This is a genomic window from Microbacterium sp. (assembly GCF_035556355.1).
Classification (GTDB): Bacteria; Actinomycetota; Actinomycetes; order Actinomycetales; family Microbacteriaceae; genus Microbacterium.
In genome coordinates this window covers 1-15083 of the sequence record NZ_DATMFG010000042.1, presented here as the reverse complement: position 1 = coordinate 15083, position 15083 = coordinate 1, and the positions used below count along the sequence as shown (strand labels likewise).

Sequence of the window (15083 nt, the reverse complement as noted above, 5' to 3'; positions counted from 1 at the left end):
GGAGCTGTGGGAATGCGAGAACTCGTCTATTACGTCGCCGTCACCCTCGACGGGTACATCGCCGATCCGGACGGCGGTTACGACGCCTTCCTCTTCGAGGGCGATCACGCCGCGGTGGTGGTCGGCGAGTACGCGGATGCCCTTCCCGCCCACGCCCACGCCGCATTGGGAACGACCCCGCCCGGCACGCGGTTCGACACCGTGATCATGGGCTGGAACACGCTCATCCCCGCGCTCGACGTCGGCATCGCGAGCCCGTACCCGCACCTGCGTCAGATCGTCGCGAGCCGGCGCGACCGCAAACACGACCCGGCGATCACGCTCACCGACGACCCACTCGCCACGGTCCGAGACCTGAAGCAGCAGGATGGACTCGACATCTGGCTCGCGGGCGGCGGACAGCTCGCGGGCGCCCTGCTCCCCGAGATCGACCGCCTCGTGCTGAAGCGGAACCCCTTGACGTTCGGCTCGGGCATTCCGCTGTTCGGCGGTGCACCGTACGAACCCCGGCGGTTCGCCTTGGCCCAGGCGCGATCGTTCGATTCGGGGGTCGTGGTCGAGGAGTACGTGCGCGAATCGAAGGGCTGACGGATGCGGCATCCGCCGTATACGCCCGCCGCCCCGCTCCCTGGGGAGATTTCCCTTCGCCGGACCCGACTTTCCGACAAGATAAGGGGGACAGCACACTAGGTGAGAGGGTGGCGAATGCCCGAAGGACTTGCGCTGGAATTCTCGGGCTTGACCAAGCGGTTCGGAGCGGTGACCGCGGTTTCGGACTTCACGGCTCACGTCGAACCCGGCTTGGTGACCGGGTTCCTCGGTCCCAACGGCGCCGGCAAGACCACCACCCTGCGTGTGCTGCTCGGGCTCGTGCGCCCGACCGCCGGCACCGCGACGATCGGCGGACAGCCGTACGCGAAGCTCAAACACCCGCTTCAGACCGTGGGCGCCGTGCTCGAGGCATCGAGCTTCCACCCCGGCCGTTCGGGCGCGGCGCACCTCAAGGCGTACGCGCAGGCGGCGTCGTTGCCGACGTCACGCGTCGACGAGGTGCTCGGTCTCGTAGGGCTCGCGGATGCCGCGGGCCGCAAGGTCGGCGGCTACTCGCTCGGCATGCGCCAGCGCCTCGGCCTCGCCTACGCGCTGCTCGGAGACCCGGGCGTGCTCGTGCTCGATGAGCCCACGAACGGGCTCGACCCAGAGGGCATCAAGTGGATGCGCGTGCTCCTGCGCCAGCTCGCGCGCGAGGGCCGCACGGTGCTCGTCTCGTCGCACCTGCTCGCCGAGGTGCAGCAGACGGTCGACTCGCTGCTGATCATCTCGCAGGGCCGGCTCGTGTTCCAAGGACCCCTCGAAGACCTCGCGGAGCCGACCGAGCACGCCACGGTCGTCGACTCCCCCGACCGCCCCGCGCTCCTCGCCGCTCTCACGGCGGCCGACGTGCCGTACGAGATCCTGCGCTCCGGTGTCACGATCCGCGGCATCGAACCGGCGCGAGTCGGTGCGGTCGCGGCCGCCGCCGGCGTCGCGCTGTCGGCACTCCAACAGCGCGGCCCCGCCCTCGAGGAGGTCTTCCTCGACCTCGTGAACGGCGTGCGGGTGCACCCGAGCGCGGCGGGCGCGACGGGCGTCGGAGCACGTGAGACGGATGCAGCACCATCCGCGGCCGCGACCGAGACCCCCGCCGACGAGACGGCGTCACCCGAGACCACCGCACCCGAAGGCGCCGAGGCCGACGCGGCCGCGCCCGAGCCGGTGCCCGTCGGGCCGGCCGGCGCAGAGCCCGCGGTCGCCGCACCCGTCGCCCACACCGAACCCGACGAACTCGAACCCGAGGACGAAGCCGCGGCGGCTGACGCCGAGGCCGCCGAGACTTCGACGCTCTCGGCGACGTTCGACACCGAGACGGGCGGAACGCCGCAGGCGGCGTTCGTCTCCAGCGCGATCGCCGCGGCGGCGGCCGCTTACCGTGACGACGAGCCGAAGTCGTACGAGCCCGCCGCGACTGAAGCTCCACAAGAGACGACGGATGCGGCGGCCGAGGCGCCCAGTGGCGATGAGGCCGAGGCTGCGACCGGCGAGGCCGCGGCATCCGAGGCGACGACCGCCGAATCCGAGCCCCCGCAGGGCGAGAACCAGCCGACCGCCGACGCCCCGCCGGCCGAGCCGTCCGGACCGATCACCGCGTCGTTCGCGGTCGCGAGCACAGGGGTCATCGACATCGTCCCGCCGCCGGCGGACTCCTCGGCCGATTCGACCGACGAGACTCCCGCCGAGGACGCCGACGTCGACGTCGAGGCCCTCGGCGAGATCGATGACGAACTCTCGAACCCGCACGAGGAGCGCGTGTTCGCGATGCCCGCGGGCGGCACCGACGACACCGACCTCCCCGAGGACGCGGACGCCGACGTCGAGGCGATCGGCGCGATCGACCAAGAGCTCTCGGAGCCGGAGCCGAGCGAAGACGAGGCGGGGGCCGGCGAGGCATCCGACTCATCCCCCGAGGTCGAAGGCGAAGAGCAGCGCCCGTGGGGCGAGTACGTCAAGACCGAGGCGGACCTCGAAGCCGATCGGTTCTTCGCGGCGTTCGACGAGGGTTCCGAGCCGGATGAGGGCGCGGGAGAAGCACCGGAGAGCGGCGACAGTCCTCCCGACGACACGGGCGGCGGAGAGGGAGAGTCCGCCGAATCCCAAGACAGCCGGGACGAGCACGAAGGAGGTGAGCCTCGATGAGCGTGGTCGCCGCGAGCCGCTCCGAGTTCACGAAGCAGTTCTCGACGTCGATGTGGTGGATCCTCGCGATCGTCCTCGTGGCGTACGTCGGGTTCACCGCCGCGGTGCTCGCCTTCGCCCTCGCGGCGTCGACCACAGGCGCCATCGGCGGCGACGGGCCGTCGTTGCCGGCGGACCGGATCAGCCCGCTGCTCTACAGCGTGGGCACGGCGGTCGGGTACGTGTTCCCGCTGCTGATCGGCACGCTCATGGTGACGACGGAGTTCCGCCACAAGACGCTCACCCCGACGTTCCTCGCGACGCCCCGACGCGGCACGGTGCTGTGGGCGAAGGTCGTCGTCGGCATCGTCGTCGGTGCGCTCTTCGGCGTGATCGGCGTGATCGCGTCGGTCGGCCCGGCGGCGGCGTTCCTCGTCGGCTACGGCCTCGACACCGACTTCTCGTCCGCCGACACGTGGGCCCTGCTCGGGCGCATGCTCATCGCGTACGTGCTGTGGGTCGTGATCGGCATCGGCGTCGGCGCGCTCGTGCGCAATCAGGTCGGCGCGGTCGTGGGCGTGCTCGTGTTCACGCAGTTCCTCGAACCCGTCGCACGTGCCGCGGCGGCGTTCGTCGAGCAGATCGAGCCGATCGTGCGCTACCTGCCCGGTGCCGCGAGCGACGCGCTCGTCGGAGCGAGCATCTTCACCCTCTCGGCCGGACCCGGCGGGGGAACAGGCGACCCGCTCGAGTGGTGGGCCGGCGGGCTCGTGCTCCTCGCGTACGCGGTCGTGGCGCTCGTGCTCGGCTACATCACGAGTTGGCGGCGGGACGTCTCGTAGGGGCCACCGATCGCTGAGCGAGCACGCAAGCCCTCCCGGGCTGTGCGGCTCAGGTCGCGGGCGCGGGACTCGGCGAAGGCCGGGGCTTCTTCTTGCGGGCCGGCTTCGACCCGCCGGCGCCCTCGGGTTGCACCGGCACGGGGGCCGTCGCCGCGATCTCGGTCACCTCGGCGAGTTCGGCCTCGCCGTCGAGCTGCAGCGCCTGCACGAGCGCGAGCCCGTGACGGGTGGTGAGGATCACGCGCTGGAACTCCTCGTGCCCGTCGAGGTCGATCACGACACCCGCCCGGTGGCGGCGGATGAGCGCGAAGTCCGTGCCGCCGGCCGACTTCCACGTGCCCATCGCGGCGATCCCCCACAGGTGCGTGCCGGGATCGGGAACACCCCGCAGCCACATCCACGCATCGTCGGTGAGCTGCACCTTCTTGATGGTGGACCGCTCGATCAGGACATTCTCCTTGCGGAATGACAGCGCCCGCTCGACCTTCGACAGCGCGACCTCGAGTCGCGTCGAGTCGAGCAGCAGGGTCACCATGCGACTAGTCTGCCAGCGGGCAGCGGGAGTCCGTGGGCCATTTGATGACAGAGACGCAACGATCCCCCCGTCTCCCGACGGTGCAAGACTGGAACGGTGACCCTGCTCGACCCGGCGCCCGCGCCATCGCGCGCCTCGACCACCGGCGCCCTCGAGCGCGCCGAACGCGGCGATCGACTCGACGTCGACGATGCCCTGGCCCTGCTCGCAGCGAAGGACGACGACTTCGACCGCATGCTGCGGCTCGCCGCATCCGTTCGCGATGTCGGCCTCGAACGGGCCGGGCGACCCGGCGTGATCACCTACTCGCGCAAGGTGTTCGTGCCGCTCACGACGCTGTGCCGCGACCGCTGCCACTACTGCATCTTCGTCGACACCCCCGGTCAGCTGCGCAAGAAGCACAAGCCGATGTACATGACGCCCGAGCAGGTGCTCGCGGTTGTGCGGCAGGGTCAGGCCCTCGGGTGCAAAGAGGCGCTCCTGACGCTCGGCGACCGCCCCGAAGATCGCTGGCCCGAGGCGCGCGCGTGGCTCGAAGAGCACGGCTTCGCGTCGACGCTCGACTACGTCGGACACATCGCGCGACTGATCACCGCCGAGACCGGCATGCTCGCGCACCTCAACCCCGGCGTCATGAGCGCCGATGAGCTGCGGATGCTGCGCCCGACCGCCCCCTCGATGGGCATGATGCTCGAGACGACGTCCCGCCGCCTGTTCGAGGAGCCGGGCCAGGTGCACCACGGGTCGCCCGACAAGGATCCGGCCGTGCGCCTCGCGGTGATCGAGGACGCGGGACGCGCGCGCATCCCCTTCACGACCGGGATCCTCGTCGGGATCGGCGAGACGCTGCGCGATCGCGCCGAGTCGCTCATCGCACTGCGCGAGTCGCACGAGCGGCACGGGCACGTGCAGGAGGTGATCGTGCAGAACTTCCGCGCGAAGCCCCGCACCGCCGCCCAGCGCGCCCCCGACGCCGACCTGCTCGAGTACGTCGCCACGGTCGCCGTCGCACGGCTCGTGTTCGGGCCGCGCATGCGCATCCAGGTGCCGCCGAACCTGTCCGATCCCGCGGAGTTCGAGCTCCTCGTGCGCGCGGGCTCCGACGACTGGGGCGGTGTGTCACCGCTGACGGCCGACCACGTGAACCCCGAGCGTCCGTGGCCGCACCTGTCCGACCTCGCCGAGCGCACCGCGGCACTCGGATTCGAGCTGCGGGAGCGCCTGACGGCGCATCCGGAGTACGTGACCGATCCCGCGACCTGGCTCGACCCCGCGATGCACGCGCCCGTGGCGGCGCTCGCCGATCCGGAGACCGGCTTGGCGGCCGGCGACGTCAAACGGCCGGGCTCGATCGCGACATCGGGCACGCCGAAGGCCGGTGCGACGGGATCCAGCCCGGCGCTTTCACGCTCCATCCGCGTTCCCGGTCTCCCAGACGGGAGACTCGGCGACGACGACGTCCGACGCCTGGCGGAGGCCGCGGCATCCGACCCCCTCGCGCTCGGCGACGAGGAGTGGGCCGCCCTGTTGACCGCGACCGGCGACGGGCTCGACGCGCTCGCGGCGACGGCCGACGACGTGCGGCGGTACACCGTCGGCGAGGCCGTGAGCCTCGTCGTGAACCGCAACCTCACCTCGAGCGGCTTCCGCGCGAGCGGCGCGAGCGCGCCGGACGAGTTCGACCTCGACGACGCCGCGGCGATCGCCGCCGACGCGTGGGACCTCGGCGCGACCGAGCTGTGCGTGCAGGGACGCCTTCCCGACGCCGAGGCACCGGAGGCGTACCTCGAGATCGTGCGCGCGGTGAAGGCGGCCACGCCCGACATCCACGTACACGCGTATCGCCCGCAGGACGTGTGGGACCTCGCCGAGCGCGGCGGTCTCGGCCTCGACGGAGCGCTTGCGACGATGCGCGAGGCGGGGGTCGACACCGTTCCGGGCACGGGCGTGAAGGTGCTCAGCGAACGCGTGCGCGGTCTCGTCGCACCCACCGACCTCGAGATCGACCGCTGGGTGGAAGGGATCACAGCCGCGCACCGCGCCGGCTTCCGCTCGACGTCGGTGCTCTTCTACGGGCACGTCGAGACCGCCTCCGAACGCATCGCGCACATGCGCGCGCTGCGGGGAATCCAGGACGCCACCGGCGGGTTCACAGAGTTCGTGCCGATTCCTCTGCCGGGTCCGGCGGGCGGCGTTCCCCTCGTCGCGGACCGTTCGCCCGTCGACGAGCACCGCGCGATGGTCGCCGTGTCGCGACTCATGCTGAGCGGGAGCATCCCCCACATCCAGATCCCGTGGACGCGTGTGGGCCGCGAGACCGCGGCCGTGCTCCTGCAGGCGGGCGGCGACGACCTCGGCGGCACGCTGCTCGACGGCCGGGTCAAACCCGAGGCGGGCATCGAGTTCGGTCTGGAACTGCCGTCGGCGGATGCCGCGGCCATCGCCGCACGCCTCTTCCGCCCGTTCCGGCAGCGTACGACCGACTACCGCAATGCGAGCGCCCGATGACGGATCCTCGCGGACTGCGCTTCGTCTCGCCTTCGGCTCGCTCAGCGGCCGGAGTCGAGCCCTCAGCCCGCTCGGCGGCCGGAGAGCGCCCCGACACGACGGACGTCGCGATCATCGGCGCGGGATTCGCGGGCATCGCGATGGCCATCGCGCTCAAGCGCGCAGGCCGCGACGACTTCACGATCCTCGAGCGGGCATCCTCGCTCGGCGGAACGTGGCGCGACAACACCTACCCGGGAGTCGCGTGCGACGTGCCCGCGCACCTCTACGGCCTCGCGAGCCACCCGAACCCGTACTGGTCGGGCCTCTACGCGCGCGGCGACGAGATCCGGCACTATCTGGAAGACGTCGCCGAGCGCGAAGGCCTGGGCGACCGCATCCGCGTCAACACCCCTATGACGGGCGCCCGTTGGGATGACGACGATGACCTCTGGCTCGTCGAGACGCCGTCCGGAACCGTCACCGCGAACACCCTCGTGCTGGCGTGCGGGCGGCTGACCGAGCCGCGGATTCCCGACATCCCCGGGCTCGAGACGTTCCCCGGCCCCATGTTCCACTCCTCGCGCTGGGACCACTCGGCCGACCTCACCGGCCTGCGCGTCGCGGTCGTCGGCAGCGGCGCGAGCGCCGTCCAGCTCTCCCCCAAGCTGGCGAAGATCGCCGATGTCACGCTCTTCCAGCGCACTCCGGCGTGGATCGTGCCACGCGGAGCGCACCCCTACTCGGATGCCGACCGCGAGCGCCTCGCGTCCCACCCCGAAGAGCTCGCCCGGCTGCGCGCGACCCTGTACGCCGAAGGCGAGGCGCGCTTCGCGTCGCGGTCGGGCGATGCCGAGGCGTCCGCGACCGCCAAGGCGACCGCGCTCGCGCACCTCGAGGCGCAGGTGCCCGACCCCGCGCTGCGCGCGCTGCTCACGCCCGACTACGCGTTCGGATGCAAGCGCGTCCTCTTGTCGGACGACTTCTACCCGGCCGTGTCGTCGGGCGCGATCCGGCTCGTCCCGTCGGCGCTGGCCGCCGTCGAGAGCACGACGCTCGTGGCATCCGACGGCTCCCGGCATGACGCCGACGCGCTCGTGCTCGCGACCGGTTTCGCGACGACGCGCCAGCCGTACGCCGACCTCGTGCACGGCGAGGGCGGGGAATCGCTCGCGGTGCACTGGTTCGAGGGCATGACCTCGTTCGGGTCGACCATCGTGTCGGGGTTCCCGAACCTCTTCATCCTCGACGGGCCGAATGCGGCGCTGGGGCACTCGTCGTCGATCCTCATGATCGAGGAGCAGGCCGCGTACGCGGTGCGGTGCCTCGTCGAGCGCGACCGCGCGGGCGGAGTGCTGCGGGTCGATCCGGGTGCGGAAGCCGCGTACACCGACGAGATCGCGGATGCCGCGGCCTCCACCCCCTGGCTCACCGGAGGGTGCCGCAACTGGTACGTCGATGAGCGGTCCGGCCGGCTCACGCTGCTGTGGCCCGGTACGGTGGACGCCTTCCGCGCGCGGCTCGCGCGCGCCGACGGCTCGGAGTTCGTCCATGTCCGCGCAGAACGCGCGGTGAAGGGAGTCACATGACCGTTCCGCTGCGGTTCGGATACAAGGCGTCGGCCGAGCAGTTCGGGCCGACGGAGCTGCTCGACTACGCGATCCTCGCCGAGGAGATGGGCTTCGACTCGGTGTTCGTGTCGGACCACCTGCAGCCGTGGCTGCACGAGGGCGGGCACGCACCGGCATCCGTCCCCTGGCTCGGCGCACTGGGGGCGAAGACCAGCCGCGTGCTCATCGGAACGTCGGTGCTGACCCCGACGTTCCGGTACAACCCGACCGTCGTCGCTCAGGATTTCGCGACGCTCGGGGTGCTGTACCCGGGGCGCGTGATCCTCGGCGTCGGCACGGGCGAAGCGCTCAACGAGGCGAACCTCGGAATCGAGTGGCCGGATCCGCCCGAGCGCTTCCGCCGGCTCAAGGAGGCGATCGGGCTCATCCGGCGCCTGTGGTCGGAGGACCGCGTCAGCTTCGAGGGCGAGTTCTACACGACGAAGAACATCACCATCTACGACAAGATGGACGACCCCGTGCCGATCTACATCGGGGCGGCCGGTCCCGCCGCGACGCGCCTCGCGGGCCGCATCGCGGACGGCTTCATCACGACGAGCGGCAAGAAGCGCGAGCTCTACACCGACACGCTGCTGCCCGCCCTGCACGAAGGGCTCGAGAAGGCGGGTCGCGCGCCGGACTCGATAGACACCCTCATGGAGATCAAGGTGTCGTTCCACCCCGACCGGCAGACCGCGCTCGAGAAGACCCGCTTCTGGGCGCCGCTCGCACTGAGCCCCGAGGAGAAGATGGGCATCGACGATCCGCTCGAGATGCAGCGGCTCGGCGAGCAGCTGCCGATCGAGCGCGCCGCGTCGCGGTTCATCGTTTCGGACGACCCCGAGGAGCACGTCGAGCGCATCGCGTGGTACATCGACCTCGGCTTCCGGCACCTCGTGTTCCACGACCCGGGTGCGGACCAGGCGGAGTTCCTGCGGATGTACGGCGCGGAGATCCTCCCGCGCCTGCGCGCACGGTTCGCGTGACCGACGCCGCTGCGCCGACGCCGCGCTGGGCGGTCGTCGTGCCGGTCAAGCCCGCCGACCGGGGCAAGTCCCGCCTCGAGGTGCCGGGCATCGACCGTGCAGCGCTCGCCCGCGCGATCGCCCTCGACACGATCGCGGCCGTCGCCGCGTGCGAGGCGGTCGAGCGGGTCGTCGTCGTGGGCGATGACGGCGGCCTCGCCCTCGAGGCGAGCGGCATCCCCGGACTGCGGTTCGTTCCCGAGCCCTCCCCGGGCGGGCTGAACGCCGCGATCGCCGCCGGCATCGAGACGGTGAACGAGCGGATGCCGCGCGCCGCCCTGCTCGGAGACCTCCCCGCTCTGCGGCCCGACGACCTCGCGACGGCCCTGGGCGCTGCCCGCGGCATCGCGCGCGGAGTCGTCGCCGACTCGGACGGCACGGGTACGACGTTGTTGACGGCGGCATCGGGAGTCGCCTGGGAGTCGGCGTTCGGCGAGGACTCGTTCGCGAGACACCGTGCGATGGGCGCGGTGCCGCTGAACGTGACGGATGCCTCGACCCTCCGCCACGACGTCGACACGGCCGAGCACTTCGCGGCCGCGCTCGACCTCGGGCTCGGGCCGCGCACGGCGGCGCTCGTTCGCGCGAGCGAAGTCTAGGCCGCGCGGCGGCGCAGGGCGACGGCCGTCACACCGAGCGCCAGGGCGAGCGCGCCGATGATCGCGCCCACGGTCCAGAGGACCACCGGTGGCTGCGCCCCCTGGGAGGCGAGGTCGACGACCCCGGCGTCGCCCCCGCCGCCGGCGCACCCGTCGACTCCGCGGCACGCCTCCACGCTGCGGCGGTGCTCCTCGGCGATGAGCGCGCGTGCGTCGCCGAGAGGGGTGGCCCCGGGCACGATCTGCGACGCCCAATCGTTGAGCGGGGTCACCGTGTCATCCGCCAGCATGTACCACGCGCCGCTCGGGGCGTCGTGGACGAGATGTGCGTCGGGCGGCGCACCCGCTGCGAACATGAGCACGAGCTCACCGAGTTCGACGCCGTTGTCGTACCCGGCGAGCTCGTACTCAGCCTCGGTCGGCTCCCATGCCAGAGCGGTGCCCTGCACGACGCCGTCGGCGTCGAGCCGCACCGCGATCCACTCGTGCGACGCGTCGACCGGCGCTCCGTCCTCGTCGGCGAGGAAGCCGCTGGTCCACATGTACACGGCGTGCGGCTTGCTCAGGTTTCCGCCACCGCACGCCTGCTCGAGCATCGTTCCGTCGTCGCCGACCGCGCAGTCCATGACCTCGAGGACCCCGACGGGCACGTCGTCGGCGACCGTCGCACCTGAGACGGCGAGGGCGAGAGACACCACCACCGACGCGATCCACGCCATCTCGCACCTCCGCTCGGATCGTATCGACGGGGTGCCGCGGATGCCGGAACGGTTGTGGAACCGTGATGTGAAGTCAACCGACCCGCTACGCGACCAGGAGGTACACCGCGCCGACGATCGTCAGCAGGATGACGAGGCGCTCGAAAAGCTGCTGGTCGATGCGGTCCGCGATCCAGCGTCCGAACAGCGCGCCCGCGATCACGGCGGGCGCGAGCACGAGGTCGAGCAGCAGTCCCGGCACCGTGATGAGTCCCAGGCCGATCGAGAACGGAAGCTTCGCGATGTTCACGATCGCGAAGAACCACGCGGTCGTGCCGAGGAACTCCTTCACCGGGAAACGCGACGCGAGGAAGTACATCGACATGACGGGCCCGGCCGCGTTCGCGACCATCGTCGTGAAGCCGCCGAGGGTGCCGTAGACGGCGGCGGCGACGCGGTGCGTCCCACCCTCGGCGATCTGTCGTCCCATGCGCCGGCGCAGCAGGGTGATGGCGATGACGAGGAGCAGCAGCACGCCGATGACGCGCCGCACCCATGTGTCGTCCGCGATCGCGAGGAAGCCGAAGCCGAGGAGCAGTCCCGCCACGACGGCCGGAGCAAGGCCGAGGAGCGCCTTCCCGTTCGCATGCCGACGGTACGAGATCATCGCGAAGACGTCCGCGAGGATCAGCAGCAGCAGGATCGTTCCGGTCGACTGTCGCGCGGGGAGCACCGCCGCGAACACCGCGACCGCGACGGTGTTCGTCCCGGGTATCGCGGTCTTGGAGATGCCGATGGACGCGGCGGTGACCGCGAGCAGCACCCACGCGAGCGCCGACAGCTCGGGCACGTCAGCCGTGCCCGGCGTCGAGGGCAGCGGCCGCGAGCGCGGTGGAGGCCGCCGCATCCGTCATCCACAGCGGCCGGATGACGGGACGGATGCCGCGCCGCTCGACATTCCCCGCGAGGTCGGCGTCCTCCTCGGCGATGAGCCACGCGTCGAGCAGCCCGCCGTCCGTGCGAGCGCCGTAGTGCGCGGCGACGGCGGCCGCCGATGTCTCCACGCCGATCGCGGTGAGACACACGTCGGCCATGCCGCGCACCACGCGGCCGCCGATGATCGGCGAGACGCCCACGACGGGCGCGCTCGTCGCGCGCAGCGCGTCGCGCACGCCCGGCACCGACAGGATGGGCCCGATCGACACGACGGGGTTCGAGGGCGCGAACAGCACGACGTCGGCATCCGCGATCGCCTCGACGACACCCGGCGCCGGTGCCGCGCTCTCGATGCCCGGGTTCACGAAGCCGACGGGCTCGAGCGTCGCGCGATGGCGCGTCCACCACTCCTGGAAGTGGAGCGACCGGATGCCGTCACCGTCGCGCACCCTGACGATGGTGTCGACCTCGGCGTCGGTCATGGGCAGCAGGCGTGCTCCGAGGGGCCAGCGGCGCGACATCCGCTCGATCACCTGCGTCGGGGTGAGCCCTTCGCGCAGCCAGCCCGTGCGCGCGAGGTGCGTGCCGAGGTCGAGGTCGCCGAGCGTGAACCACGGCCAGCCCGCACCCCACTCGCGCAGCTCGTGGTTGACGCGCTCGGTGTCTCCCGCGCGGCCCCATCCGCGTTGCGTGTCGTTCACACCGGCGAGCGCGTACGTGACGGAGTCGATATCGGGCTGAAGCCGGACGCCCGAGAGCCACAGGTCGTCGCCCGTGTTGACGACGACGGTGAGCACGCGAGCGGTGTCGTCGATGCCGCGTTCGCGCAGCGCGCCCCGGACTCCGAGGGTGAATCTCGACCCGCCGACACCGCCGGCGAGCACGACGACGCGGGGGGAGTCATGCATCCCCACAGGCTATCGGCGGTCGCGGGGCCGCCTCCGCCGCTACTGCTCGATTGGCCGGATCATGCCGGTCGGCGGCGCGAACTCGTCGGCGGCGTGCGGCAGCGGAAACTGCGCGACGGCCTCGATGAGCGCGTCGACGGTCTGCTGCTCGGCGACGACGTCGACCGAGAGGCCGGCCTTTCGGGCATCCTTCGCCGTGCGCGGCCCGATCGCGGCGATGATCGTCGTGCTCGGGACGTCGGGGAACTGCGCGTGCACCTGCTCTGCGACCGAGCCGCTGGTCACGAGGATCGCGTTGATGCGGCCGCTGCGCACGTCCTGCGCGATGCGCTCGGTGACGGGCACCCCGACGGTGCGGTAGGCGACGACGCTGCGCACGCGGTGGCCGGCTCGCTGCAGCATCCGCGTCAGCAGGGGCTTGGCGATCTCGCTTCGGAGCGTCAGGATGTCGCGTGGTTCCGGCTCGAGCGCGATCATCTGCTCGGCCATGCCCGCGGCGGAGTTGTCGCGCTCGGGGACGAGGTCGACGCGGTAGCCCATCGACTGGAGCGCCGCCGCGGTCGTCTCTCCCACCGCCGCGACCTTGGTCTTCGCGGGGATGGTGGCGCGGTAGGCGTAGAGGACGTCGACCGTCGTCGCACTCGTGATCGTCACCCAGTCGAACGCTCCGGCGGCCAGGTCGGCGAGCGCCTTCTCGAGCGTCTCGATGTCATCGGTCGGCGCGAAGTTGATGAGTGGTGCGATGACGGGGACGGCTCCCTGACGGCGCAGGGTCGCAGCGACGCCATCGCCCCACGGGCCCCCGCGGGGCACGAGGACGCGCCAGCCGGTGAGGGGCTTGTCGGGCGTCGGTCGGACTGCTGCGTTCATATCTCGTCATCCGGGCGCTGTCGTGGAACTCCGTCAGCCGCCCCAAACGTCGAGCAGCCGACGCGCGTGCGAATCCGCCTCGGATCTGCGGATTCGCGCATCGGCAGCATCGCACCATCGCACTGCCTGTCTTCGAGCATACCCCGCGCGGCGCGCGGCACCGCCGGACGCGAGCCCGGTGCCGGAGGGCCTCAGCGGGTATACGCGCGCACGCCGGCCCACACGATCGCCCCCACTGCGACCGCCCCGGCGACGATCGCCGCCATCGTCAGCCCGGGGTTGCGGCTCTGGAACGCGCGCGCCTTCGCGATGGTGCGATCCACCGCCTTGCCGACGCGCCTCGGCACGTTCGCCTTCTCCTCGATCGCGGCGAGCGCCGCCTTCAGCTCGGCACGCGCCCGCTCCACGGGATCGTCGATGCCGACCTCGACCGCCGTCCGGGGGATGGCGGAGGTTCGGGTGATGTCAGAGCTCATCGCGCACCTCTCTCACGTCCTGGGCGATCGATTGGACCGGGGTCTCTCGCTTCGCGAGCCGCCGGAAGCGAAGGATGCCGAGCAGCGCCAGCACGATGGCGATCACGAGCGCGACCCCGAAGACGAACAGGGCCGACGCCCACACCGGCCACCACGACGACAAGCCGGCGATGAGGAACGCTCCGAACGCGGGGATCGACCAGAACAGCACGAACAGCGCGGCGATCATCCACAGCGCGCCCCATCCGCCGTCCTTCGCGGTCTTCGCAACCCACTTCTTCGCGGCGTCCACCTCGGCCACGACGAGGTTGCGCACAAGCTCGGGCACCTCGCCGAGCAGCGTCAGCAGGCTGTCGTCGGCGCGGTCGCGAAAGCGTCGCGGCTCGCTCATGTCACTTCCCGTCGGTGGTGCTGCGGCGGGCCTTCTTGGCTTCGTCGACCGCGTCCTTCACATCTTCCGCGACGTCCTCCGCCGCTTCCTTCACGGCGCGGGACGTCTTCTTGGCCGCAGCTCCGACGTCGTCGGCCTGGTCCTGCCCGACCTTGAGCGCGGCGTCGAGACGCTCTCCCGGCGAGCCCTTGGTCGATGCGGCCTTGCCGACCTTGACGGCCGTGTCCCACAGCGTGCTGGGGAGGGCCATCGCGCTCGACTTGGCGAAGTCCTTGACCTTGTCGACCTGCTGCTGGACCGGGTCGAGGTTCCACACCTTCTGAGCCTGAGCCTTGATCTGCTCGTATCGCTCGCGGCCGGCGCGCGTGCCGAGCACGTACCCTGCCGCGAGTCCGATGACGAGTCCTACTTTGCCCCTCATGAGGTCTCCTGACGCTCGTTCGCGTGTCCGATGCCACCCAAGGTTAGTCCCGTATTCCGTTTCAGGCATCCTCCCTTGACAAGGCGGTGCAAGAGGGTTCACGGATGCCGCACCGGCCCGTCATCAGACCGCCGCGTCACCCCACAGGATGGTCCGCCGCACGCGATCGGCCTCCTCGCGCGCGTCGAGCACGACCTGCGCGAGCCCGGGTCCTGAGAGCCACGCGCCCGCGACGCCGAGCCCTGCGACGCCGGCGACAGCGTGCCGCGCCGCCGCGTTGACCTCGGCGCGTCCGATCGCCGACGCTGGCCGCGGCAGCTCCGCGCGCCACCGGTTCGCGCCGAGGAGCCTCACGCGACCGGGGTCGATCCCGAGGAGGGCGGACGCCTCCGCCACCGCGAGCGCGAACGCTTCGGCGTCATCGAGCCCCTCGGTCGCCGGGCGATCGCCGCGCGTGCCGAAGCTCACACGGAGGACGTGCCCGCCGGTCGCTTCGGTGAGCTCGGGATGGCGGCGCGAGAGTGCGAGCAGTCCGGTTGCACGGTGCGTACCCGCGACGGGGTAGACGGTGAA

15 protein-coding genes and 1 pseudogene are annotated in these 15083 nt (G+C 71.5%); 7 read left to right on the top strand and 9 right to left on the bottom strand.

Annotated elements, in window-relative coordinates:
- Nucleotides 1-12: 12 nt before the first annotated feature.
- The 3 genes from VNR19_RS11820 to VNR19_RS11810 all read left to right on the top strand — a co-directional run bounded on the left by VNR19_RS11820 (nt 13) and on the right by VNR19_RS11810 (nt 3554).
- Entirely contained in the window at nt 13-588 is a 576-nt protein-coding gene (locus tag VNR19_RS11820) for a dihydrofolate reductase family protein (protein ID WP_325726984.1), read from the top strand.
- Between the two features lie 117 nt (nt 589-705).
- Nucleotides 706-2733 carry an ATP-binding cassette domain-containing protein gene (locus VNR19_RS11815; protein ID WP_325726982.1) on the top strand — a complete coding sequence of 676 codons (2028 nt, stop codon included), beginning with the start codon at nt 706-708 and terminating at the stop codon, nt 2731-2733.
- A complete protein-coding gene (locus VNR19_RS11810; protein ID WP_325726980.1) occupies nt 2730-3554 on the top strand; it encodes an ABC-2 transporter permease in 825 nt (274 codons plus the stop codon). The genes VNR19_RS11815 and VNR19_RS11810 overlap by 4 nt, the downstream gene beginning before the upstream one ends.
- A 49-nt stretch (nt 3555-3603) precedes the next feature.
- Here VNR19_RS11810 and VNR19_RS11805 read toward each other — a convergent pair whose 3' ends face one another.
- Nucleotides 3604-4089 carry a hypothetical protein gene (locus tag VNR19_RS11805; protein ID WP_325726978.1) on the bottom strand — a complete coding sequence of 162 codons (486 nt, stop codon included), beginning with the start codon at nt 4087-4089 and terminating at the stop codon, nt 3604-3606.
- 96 nt (nt 4090-4185) lie between these two features.
- Between VNR19_RS11805 and cofG the strand changes: the two genes are divergently transcribed.
- From cofG to cofC, 4 genes are read left to right on the top strand one after another with little or no spacing between them, the layout of a single operon-like run.
- Nucleotides 4186-6597, top strand: coding sequence for a 7,8-didemethyl-8-hydroxy-5-deazariboflavin synthase CofG (gene cofG, locus VNR19_RS11800; RefSeq protein WP_325726976.1), 2412 nt, complete (start codon nt 4186-4188; stop codon nt 6595-6597).
- On the top strand, nt 6594-8165 hold the full coding sequence (locus tag VNR19_RS11795; RefSeq protein ID WP_325726974.1) for a flavin-containing monooxygenase: 1572 nt from the start codon (nt 6594-6596) through the stop codon (nt 8163-8165). Before cofG ends, VNR19_RS11795 begins: the two co-directional genes overlap by 4 nt.
- The gene (gene fgd, locus VNR19_RS11790; protein WP_325726972.1) at nt 8162-9172 is read left to right on the top strand and encodes a glucose-6-phosphate dehydrogenase (coenzyme-F420); all 1011 of its coding nucleotides are present in this window, start codon (nt 8162-8164) and stop codon (nt 9170-9172) included. The genes VNR19_RS11795 and fgd overlap by 4 nt, the downstream gene beginning before the upstream one ends.
- Entirely contained in the window at nt 9169-9810 is a 642-nt protein-coding gene (gene cofC / locus VNR19_RS11785; protein ID WP_325726970.1) for a 2-phospho-L-lactate guanylyltransferase, read from the top strand. Before fgd ends, cofC begins: the two co-directional genes overlap by 4 nt.
- On the opposite strand, the gene VNR19_RS11780 is transcribed toward cofC, so the two are convergent.
- The 8 genes and pseudogenes from VNR19_RS11780 to VNR19_RS11745 all read right to left on the bottom strand — a co-directional run.
- Nucleotides 9807-10529, bottom strand: a complete 723-nt coding sequence (locus VNR19_RS11780; RefSeq protein ID WP_325726968.1) for a hypothetical protein — start codon at nt 10527-10529, stop codon at nt 9807-9809. The two genes, cofC and VNR19_RS11780, sit on opposite strands and share 4 nt — an antisense overlap.
- Nucleotides 10530-10614: 85 nt before the next feature.
- On the bottom strand, nt 10615-11358 hold the full coding sequence (locus VNR19_RS11775) for a sulfite exporter TauE/SafE family protein (protein WP_325726966.1): 744 nt from the start codon (nt 11356-11358) through the stop codon (nt 10615-10617).
- Nucleotide 11359: 1 nt separating this feature from the next.
- A complete protein-coding gene (gene cofD, locus VNR19_RS11770; RefSeq protein ID WP_325726964.1) occupies nt 11360-12352 on the bottom strand; it encodes a 2-phospho-L-lactate transferase in 993 nt (330 codons plus the stop codon).
- Between the two features lie 39 nt (nt 12353-12391).
- Complete coding sequence (locus VNR19_RS11765; RefSeq protein WP_325726962.1) at nt 12392-13222, bottom strand: uroporphyrinogen-III synthase; 831 nt, start codon at nt 13220-13222, stop codon at nt 12392-12394.
- A gap of 191 nt (nt 13223-13413) precedes the next feature.
- Nucleotides 13414-13698, bottom strand: a complete 285-nt coding sequence (locus VNR19_RS11760; RefSeq protein WP_325726961.1) for a hypothetical protein — start codon at nt 13696-13698, stop codon at nt 13414-13416.
- Entirely contained in the window at nt 13688-14089 is a 402-nt protein-coding gene (locus VNR19_RS11755; RefSeq protein ID WP_325726960.1) for a phage holin family protein, read from the bottom strand. The genes VNR19_RS11760 and VNR19_RS11755 overlap by 11 nt, the downstream gene beginning before the upstream one ends.
- 1 nt (nt 14090) lies before the next feature.
- Nucleotides 14091-14510 (bottom strand): hypothetical protein, encoded by a 420-nt coding sequence (locus VNR19_RS11750; protein ID WP_325726958.1) that lies wholly within the window; start codon nt 14508-14510, stop codon nt 14091-14093.
- A 123-nt stretch (nt 14511-14633) separates the two neighbouring features.
- A pseudogene (locus VNR19_RS11745) lies at nt 14634-15083 on the bottom strand (hypothetical protein); the annotation flags it as partial.